Here is a 2,500-nt window from a genome sequence, read left to right on the forward strand (position 1 = left end):
CAATGTGAAATCGAGTAGGTCGGGACACGTGATATCTTGACTGAACATGGGGGGACCATCCTCCAAGGCTAAATACTCCTAACTGACCGATAGTGAACCAGTACCGTGAGGGAAAGGCGAAAAGAACCCCTGTGAGGGGAGTGAAATAGAACCTGAAACCGTGTGCGTACAAGCAGTAGGAGCAGACTTGTTCTGTGACTGCGTACCTTTTGTATAATGGGTCAGCGACTTATTGTTAGTAGCAAGGTTAACCGTTTAGGGGAGCCGTAGGGAAACCGAGTCTTAATAGGGCGTTTAGTTGCTAGCAATAGACCCGAAACCGAGCGATCTATCCATGGCCAGGGTGAAGGTTAGGTAACACTGACTGGAGGCCCGAACCCACTAATGTTGAAAAATTAGGGGATGAGCTGTGGATCGGAGTGAAAGGCTAATCAAGCTCGGAGATAGCTGGTTCTCCCCGAAAACTATTTAGGTAGTGCGTCATGTCTCACCCTGGGGGGTAGAGCACTGTTACGGCTAGGGGGTCATCCCGACTTACCAACCCGTTGCAAACTCCGAATACCCAGGAGTGCAATCATGGCAGACACACGGCGGGTGCTAACGTCCGTCGTGAAAAGGGCAACAACCCAGACCGCCAGCTAAGGTCCCTAATACCAATTAAGTGGGAAACGATGTGGGAAGGCTCAGACAGCTAGGAGGTTGGCTTAGAAGCAGCCATCCTTTAAAGAAAGCGTAATAGCTCACTAGTCGAGTCGGCCTGCGCGGAAGATGTATCGGGGCTAAAATTGGTAACCGAAGCTGCGGATGCTTTTAAGCATGGTAGGGGAGCGTTCTGTAAGCCGCTGAAGGTGAACTGTGAGGTTTGCTGGAGGTATCAGAAGTGCGAATGCTGACATGAGTAACGATAAGGGGTGTGAAAAACATCCCCGCCGGAAGATCAAGGTTTCCTGTCCAACGCTAATCGGGACAGGGTTAGTCGGCCCCTAAGGCGAGGCAGAAATGCGTAGTCGATGGGAAGCAGGTTAATATTCCTGCACTTTACATTACTGCGATGGAGGGACGGAGTAGGCTAGGCCAGCACGGCGTTGGTTGTCCGTGTTTAAGCGCGTAGGCTGAGGACTTAGGCAAATCCGGGTCCTTAAGGCTGAGACGTTACGACGAAGCTAACTTCGGTTAGTGAAGTGGTTGATGCCATGCTTCCAAGAAAAGCTTCTAAGCTTCAGGTAATGTAGAACCGTACCCCAAACCGACACAGGTGATCAGGTAGAGAATACCAAGGCGCTTGAGAGAACTCGGGTGAAGGAACTAGGCAAAATGGTACCGTAACTTCGGGAGAAGGTACGCCGGCTTTGGTGATCGGACTTGCTCCGTAAGCTGAGGTCGGTCGAAGTGACCAGGTGGCTGCAACTGTTTATTAAAAACATAGCACTCTGCAAACACGTAAGTGGACGTATAGGGTGTGACGCCTGCCCGGTGCCGGAAGGTTAATTGATGGGGTTAGCATTAGCGAAGCTCTTGATCGAAGCCCCGGTAAACGGCGGCCGTAACTATAACGGTCCTAAGGTAGCGAAATTCCTTGTCGGGTAAGTTCCGACCTGCACGAATGGCGTAATGATGGCCACGCTGTCTCCACCCGAGACTCAGTGAAATTGAAATCGCGGTTAAGATGCCGTGTTCCCGCGGCTAGACGGAAAGACCCCGTGAACCTTTACTACAGCTTTGCACTGAACTCTGAGCCTATTTGTGTAGGATAGCTGGGAGGCTTTGAAGCGTTAACGCCAGTTAGCGTGGAGCCGTCCTTGAAATACCAGCCTGGTATGTTTGGGGTTCTAACTCAGGTCCGTTATCCGGATCGAGGACAGTGTATGGTGGGTAGTTTGACTGGGGCGGTCTCCTCCCAAAGAGTAACGGAGGAGCACGAAGGTACCCTCAGCATGGTCGGAAATCATGCAATGAGTGCAATGGCATAAGGGTGCTTGACTGCGAGACTGACAAGTCGAGCAGGTACGAAAGTAGGTCATAGTGATCCGGCGGTTCTGTATGGAAGGGCCGTCGCTCAACGGATAAAAGGTACTCCGGGGATAACAGGCTGATACCGCCCAAGAGTTCACATCGACGGCGGTGTTTGGCACCTCGATGTCGGCTCATCACATCCTGGGGCTGAAGCCGGTCCCAAGGGTATGGCTGTTCGCCATTTAAAGTGGTACGCGAGCTGGGTTTAGAACGTCGTGAGACAGTTCGGTCCCTATCTGCCGTGGGCGTTGGAAAATTGAGAAGAGCTGCTCCTAGTACGAGAGGACCGGAGTGGACGAACCACTGGTGTTCGGGTTGTGATGCCAATCGCATTGCCCGGTAGCTACGTTCGGACGGGATAACCGCTGAAAGCATCTAAGCGGGAAGCCTCCTTCAAGATGAGTTTTCCCTAGGACTTTAAGTCCTCTAAAGGGCCGTTGAAGACTACGACGTTGATAGGCTGGGTGTGGAAGCGTTGTGAGGCGTT

1 rRNA gene (running past both ends of the window) is annotated in these 2,500 nt (G+C 52.0%); it reads left to right on the plus strand.

The features are described 5' to 3' along the window. Positions 1 to 2,500, plus strand: a 23S ribosomal RNA gene (locus ACGHZ6_RS02725) (it extends past both window edges: 343 nt to the left, 38 nt to the right).

The organism is Maricurvus nonylphenolicus (genome assembly GCF_042854845.1).
Lineage (GTDB): Bacteria > Pseudomonadota > Gammaproteobacteria > Pseudomonadales > Cellvibrionaceae > Maricurvus > Maricurvus nonylphenolicus.